At 34.6% G+C, this 6,171-nt stretch carries 8 protein-coding genes; 2 read left to right on the forward strand and 6 right to left on the reverse strand.

Going from position 1 to position 6,171, the window contains the following annotated elements; translation table 11 throughout:
* Positions 1 to 68: 68 nt before the first annotated feature.
* A complete protein-coding gene (locus PN471_RS15020) occupies positions 69 to 470 on the forward strand; it encodes a helix-turn-helix domain-containing protein (protein WP_271777541.1) in 402 nt (133 codons plus the stop codon).
* 284 nt (positions 471 to 754) lie between these two features.
* Here PN471_RS15020 and PN471_RS15025 read toward each other — a convergent pair whose 3' ends face one another.
* The 6 genes from PN471_RS15025 to serS all read right to left on the reverse strand — a co-directional run bounded on the left by PN471_RS15025 (position 755) and on the right by serS (position 5,131).
* Complete coding sequence (locus tag PN471_RS15025; RefSeq protein WP_271777542.1) at positions 755 to 976, reverse strand: type II toxin-antitoxin system HicB family antitoxin; 222 nt, start codon at positions 974 to 976, stop codon at positions 755 to 757.
* Between the two features lie 2 nt (positions 977 to 978).
* Positions 979 to 1,206, reverse strand: a complete 228-nt coding sequence (locus tag PN471_RS15030; RefSeq protein WP_271777543.1) for a type II toxin-antitoxin system HicA family toxin — start codon at positions 1,204 to 1,206, stop codon at positions 979 to 981.
* A gap of 409 nt (positions 1,207 to 1,615) precedes the next feature.
* Entirely contained in the window at positions 1,616 to 2,017 is a 402-nt protein-coding gene (locus PN471_RS15035) for a type II toxin-antitoxin system VapC family toxin (RefSeq protein ID WP_271777544.1), read from the reverse strand.
* Positions 2,005 to 2,226, reverse strand: a complete 222-nt coding sequence (locus tag PN471_RS15040; RefSeq protein WP_027402375.1) for a hypothetical protein — start codon at positions 2,224 to 2,226, stop codon at positions 2,005 to 2,007. Before PN471_RS15040 ends, PN471_RS15035 begins: the two co-directional genes overlap by 13 nt.
* A 352-nt stretch (positions 2,227 to 2,578) precedes the next feature.
* Complete coding sequence (locus tag PN471_RS15045) at positions 2,579 to 3,760, reverse strand: Shedu anti-phage system protein SduA domain-containing protein (protein ID WP_271777545.1); 1,182 nt, start codon at positions 3,758 to 3,760, stop codon at positions 2,579 to 2,581.
* A 90-nt stretch (positions 3,761 to 3,850) separates the two neighbouring features.
* The gene (gene serS / locus PN471_RS15050) at positions 3,851 to 5,131 is read right to left on the reverse strand and encodes a serine--tRNA ligase (RefSeq protein ID WP_271777546.1); all 1,281 of its coding nucleotides are present in this window, start codon (positions 5,129 to 5,131) and stop codon (positions 3,851 to 3,853) included.
* 213 nt (positions 5,132 to 5,344) lie between these two features.
* Between serS and PN471_RS15055 the strand changes: the two genes are divergently transcribed.
* A complete protein-coding gene (locus tag PN471_RS15055) occupies positions 5,345 to 5,929 on the forward strand; it encodes a Uma2 family endonuclease (protein ID WP_271777547.1) in 585 nt (194 codons plus the stop codon).
* Positions 5,930 to 6,171: the final 242 nt, after the last annotated feature.

Genomic DNA, 6,171 nt, shown 5'->3' on the forward strand with positions numbered 1-6,171 from the left:
CATAAACATCTAGGATATGGCTTTACTATGTCCCTAGTGAAAACATTCTACCCCAAAGGGGGTTGTATATGACAACTACACTAAACAAGGAAGAATACATTAAGCTACTTTCTGAAACTGTGCCACGTATAATTGACACAGAAATAGAACATAAGCGTCTACTAAATGAAGTGGATAAATTTATGGATTTAGGGGAAAATTTGACAGATGAACAAGCTGAAGTTTTACAGTTGCTAGTAACACTAATTGAGCAATATGAAAATAAAGTCTATCAGATGAAAGCTATAACTCCCCTAGATATATTACATGAGTTAATGTCAGTAAGAGAACTCAAACAAAAGGATATTGTCGAGATTTTTGGCTCAAAAGGTATTACTTCAGAAGTAATAAATGGTAAAAGAAGTATTAGCAAAAATCAAGCCAAAGCATTGGGAGATTTTTTTCATGTATCATATTCTTTGTTTTTGTAAGCAAATGGGGATAATAGCTTACTTTCTGAATCACTTCTAATGCTTTAATTGTAGCTGAAAATTGTCAGAATCAGGATGTACAGGATGTTTTTTTAATATTTATCTATATTTTCAGAAATTGTATTTTGTCTGAATCAGGATTTTCAGGATTTGAGGATGTACAGGATGTTTTATTAATATTCATCTACATTTTCAGAAATTGTGCTAATTCAAATATCCCACAATATCAAACTCAAATACAATCCTGTTAATCCTTTAATCGGTGGAAATCCTGATTCTAAAATTCATACGCTACTTAGAGCTTTCACTTTTGCAATAGCACCTTCAATATCTGGCAATTTTTGACCATATTTTTCGGCTGTTTCTAACCATAATTTTCGCACAATTATCAATTCTTGTAAGGTTTCTTCTAAAGTTTCACCCTGTGCTAAACATCCTTTTAATGCTGGAATTTCTGCTACAAAACCGCCTTCTTCACAAGGATAAACAACTATGGGATAATTCATGATTACGCTCCTTCTATTAATTCTAATACTCGTTTAACATAAACTGATTTTACCCGATTATTATGAACTGGAATTACTAAAATTGTTTCATCTTTGATAAATATGTGATGACTACCTGTAATTCTATCTAATAAAAATTCCTCTAACTCTAAAAGTTTACGAATATCACTAAACTTTACATTGTTGGGGCTATTTTTTAATTTTTCAATTAGTTTACCTTTTTTGACCATTTTCTGCTAGTAAAAATTTTAACATTATTTGTCTGAATCAGGATGTCCAGGATTTGAGGATGTATAGGATGTTTTTTTAATATTCATCTATATTTTCAGAAATTGTATTTTGTCTGAATCAGGATGTCCAGGATTTGAGGATTTACAGGATGTTTTTTTAATATTTATCTACATTTTTATAAATTGCATTTTGTCTGAATCAGGATGTCCAGGATTTGAGGATGTACAGGATATTTTATTAAAATTAATCTACATCCTCAGAAATTGTGCTAATTCAAATATCCTAGAATATCAACATCAAATATTATCCTGTTAATCCTTTAATCCTGGTTATCCTGATTCAGACAGTTAAATATTAATAGAAAACGGTGCTTTAATGAAATGTAACGCACCCTACAAGATGAGCGAACTATTTCATCAAATAATTATTGAGTTCAGGATACTGAGAAAATAAACCATCAATACTGGCTAGTTTTGCTTGATATTCTAATGTGGTAGCAATAATTAAACGATCAAATGGATCTTTGTGAACAGCAGATAAATTCACAGCACGACAAGCAATTTCCGCAGTCAAGGGAAATAATTTAATACCTGATGGTTCTAATGCTTCCTGACACCATTGATTAGCAGTACAAGGTAATTCTAGCCTTCCTCGTTGTTGTGCAAGTGCAATTTCATAACAGGAAATAACACAAATACCTACCTCGTCAGCCGTTTCAATAGCTTCTCTCCAGTGAGTAGGAAATTTATCAAATTGTTGATTAATAAACCAGAACCAAATATGAGTATCAAGGACTATTATTTGAGACATTCCCACTCTTCTTCATTGACAATAGGACTAACGATATCACCCAATGTTTTACCTTTGCCAGCAATGGAAGCAGGAGGAATACGGCGTTTTTTTGATGGTAAGTTTTCTTGTAGTATGGTGATAATCACACGAGCAGAATTAACTTGAGGTTGTTCTGACAACCATGTTAATTGCCCATTTTCATAAATTGCTTCGTAACTTTTTAGCATAGTAATTTGATGATGAATGATGGTCATATTTTATTATAGTTTAAACAATCGCATTTTGTCTGAATCAGGATGTCCAGGATGTTTTTTTAAAATTTATCTACATTTTCAGAAATTGCATTTTGTCTGAATCAGGATGTCCAGGATTTGAGGATGTACAGGATGTTTTTTTATATTCATCTGCATCTTCAGAAATTGCGCTAATTCAAATATTCCAGAATATCAACATCAAATATTATCCTGTTAATCCTTTAATCCTGGTTATCCTGATTCTGACAGTTAAATTTTAATAAAAAACGGTGCATTACATTTCATTAACGCACCCTACGAGATGAGCTATAGCTTAGGTTTATTCTTAAATTTCACTGTTAATAGGATTTACATATTTTGGTTGATACTTAGGATTGCTCTGACTCATGTTTCCATTTTGATCACGAACGAGATAATGCTTCCCATCAAAGCGAACTCCAGCAGAGATACCTAATGTCTTTCGTTTGAAGTAATGGTATGAGCCAAGCTTATCCTCAATAGACATTGTTTTTGCTGAGTAATAAGATTCAAGCATATAAAATCTTCCGAAAAACTTACAGGATATATCTGTACCTAAAACAAATCCAGTTAGTTGGAGATTAAAGTTTAAATTAACACTGCCAACGCGCAAATCGCGCTCTTCATTATTGACGTTTAAAGATAAATAAATGCCATTATCATCATTTGCCAATTCAAATCTTAGGAAAATTGGTTGATCATAAACTATTGGAGATTTTAAGATATGAACCATCTCATCATTATCAATACACTGATAAACAATATGCCCATTTTCAATAAAGACAGATAAGCGATTTTTTTTTGGAGAACCGTGATCAGCAATAAATGAACGTGGAAACAGTTGTTCTTTATCAACTATCAAGTGGTAAACAATTGACAATCCAGTTCGATTCTCTGTTTTTCTTCGAGTATTTAAGTAGCTGTCAACTAGTTTCTCTAGCAATAAATCATAGCAAAGAAATGTAGTTGGAATTTTGCGATTATTAAGAAGGCGAGATACTCCAGCCATATCATTACCATCCGTAAGACCATAAACAATAATAATTTTGAATGATGAAATTTCTGGTAGTGATAAGTCGGATTTCACCACACTTCGAGCTTCGCTACCTTCGAGGATAGACTCAGCATATTCGGTCGCCTGAGAGACATAAGATTCGGCATCAGCATTAAGCTTGCGTCTATTTCCATCAGTTCGCTCAACAATGAATGGTTTTACAAAGGGCGTTTTCAATTCAAAAACAGTTACAGTACAAGACTCTATATTTCCACAGAGGAAATCTGGTTCCGGTCTAAAGTCTCGATCATTGTCAAACGGAATTTGCTTACCAGATGACTTTTCGTATGACTGGAAAGTATCAAAACCTAAAATTTTAAAAACAACTGGATGTGATTCAAAGAATGTCTGATATTTTTTCTCAGAATTTTCCTCATCAGTTATTAGTTCATAAAGTGCGTATATCGCATTCCAAATATCTAAATCTCTATACATAGGCTTTGCTGAAAATGTTACAAAAATCCATCACTAACATACTAACATAGAGACGCACCCCCCAAAAACGCCTCTACAAAAATCCCTAAACTACAAAACCTCCCTACCCAAATAAACCTGCAAAACCTCCGGTACTTTAATTGTCCCATCTGGTTGCTGATAATTCTCCAAAATCGCTGCCATAGTCCTGCCCACAGCCAAACCAGAACCATTCAAAGTATGCACAAATTGCGTCCCCTTCTTACCAGCTTCCTTAAACCGAATATCCGCCCTTCTCGCTTGAAAATCAACACAATTAGAACAACTAGAAATCTCTCGATACTTGCCAGCAGAAGGCAACCACACCTCTAAATCATAGGTTTTTGTTGCCCCAAAACCTAAATCAGCAGTACATAAATTAATCACTCGATAAGGCAATTTTAAAGCCTGTAAAATACTCTCAGCACTTCCCACCAATTTCTCCAATTCCTCAAAAGAATCTTCCGGTTTTACTAACTTCACCAACTCCACTTTATTGAATTGATGCAACCGAATTAAACCCCGCATATCCCGGCCATAACTTCCCGCTTCTCGCCGAAAACATGGCGTATATGCACAGTGATAAATTGGTAATTCTTCCGCGCTGATAATTTCCTCTCGATAAAAATTAGTAACCGGAACTTCCGCAGTCGGAATTAACCACAAATCATCATCTGCACATTTAAAACCGTCCTCTGCAAACTTGGGTAATTGTCCCGTTCCCGTTAAAGAATCAGTATTTACTAACAATGGTGGACTAATTTCAATATAGCCATTTTGAATATGTTTAGAAAGCATAAACTGAATTAATGCTCTTTCTAAAGCCGCACCCGCACCGATAAGACTCACAAACCGAGTTTGGGCAATTTTTACCGCTCTTTCAAAATTGAGAATACCCAACTTTTCGCCGATTTCCCAATGGGGTATAATGTTCGGATTTTCGGGTTTATATTCATCTCCCCATTTTCTCACTTCTGGGTTATCATCTTCACTTTTACCAATAGGTGTAGAATCACTCGGTAAATTTGGAAGTGCTAACAGTAATTGGTGAATTTGGGCTTTTAACTCTTTTTCCTGGGGTTCTAATGCGCTTAATGTGATTTTGAGGCTGTTTCCTTCTTCCTTTAAAGCCTGTATTTCAGCATCTTGAGGATTAACACCAGATTTTACCTTTTGTCCGACTAACTTACCAATTTCATTACTGCGGGCTTGGAGTTCATTGCGTTTTACTTCCAATTCCCGTTGTTTTTGGCTCAAATCTAATATAGGCTGAATTTCGTATTTGCCACTACGACTGTTCAACTTTTCTTGCACTAGTTGGGGATTTTCTCTAATTTGTTTAATATCTAGCATTGGTGAATTTCGTTAAGTTTTGTCAATTATACTTGATTGAGATGATTAATCGTAGGGGTTTAGCAATGCTAAATCCTATATACCACGTTTTCTATCTGCGTTTATCTGCGTCTATCTGCGTTTGATTATGATCAGTGGCAAATCTACAAAATATGGTTGATAATTAGTTTAGATACTATTCTCCATTACCTAAGCGTTAAGGAGTTTTCAGCAATGACGATAACTCAATCAATTATTTTAAATATCAAAAATGTAGAGTTAAGTGATGATCAATTTTATCAACTATGTCAAATCAATGAAGATTGGAAACTTGAACAAACAGCTAAGGGAGAATTAATAATTATGCCTCCAGTTGGTGCAATTAGTGGCAATAGAGAATCAAATTTTAATGGATATGTCTGGTTATGGAATTTGCAAACTAAGCTAGGAAAAGTATTTAGTTCTTCCACTGTTTTTACTCTACCTAATGGTGGTAAACGCTCTCCTGATGTGGCTTGGATAGCTAATGAACGTTGGGATTCTTTAAGCATTCAAGAACAAGAAAAATTCCCTAAAATTTGTCCTGATTTTGTTATAGAATTACGTTCTCGTACAGATTCTTTGAGTCAATTACAGGATAAAATGGAGGAATATCTGAATAGTGGTTTACGTTTAGGTTGGTTAATTGATCCTCAAAATCAACAAGTAGAAATTTATCGTCAAAATCAATCTGTAGAAATAGTACCATTACCGACAAGTTTATCGGGAGAAAATGTTTTACCAGGATTTATTTTAGAATTACCTGTTTTCAGTGATTAAGATATCACATAGCAGGAGTCAGGAGTCTCTTACAGTATGACTTTTACTGTAGATTCTGGATCTCATTCAAGTGCATACCGCGACAACCACTGTCAATTATTAATTAGAGGATGTTTGAAAAGTTTCCGGCGATTAGAAATCGCTACTACACAAACAAAGTCCACCTGCGTGGACTAACGAAAAATCAAGGCTTTTGAACCCACGAAGGTGGGTTTCGTCTGTGTAGCTGCGACTTCTAGTCG

The organism is Aphanizomenon sp. CS-733/32 (assembly GCF_028330045.1).
GTDB lineage: Bacteria > Cyanobacteriota > Cyanobacteriia > Cyanobacteriales > Nostocaceae > Dolichospermum > Dolichospermum gracile.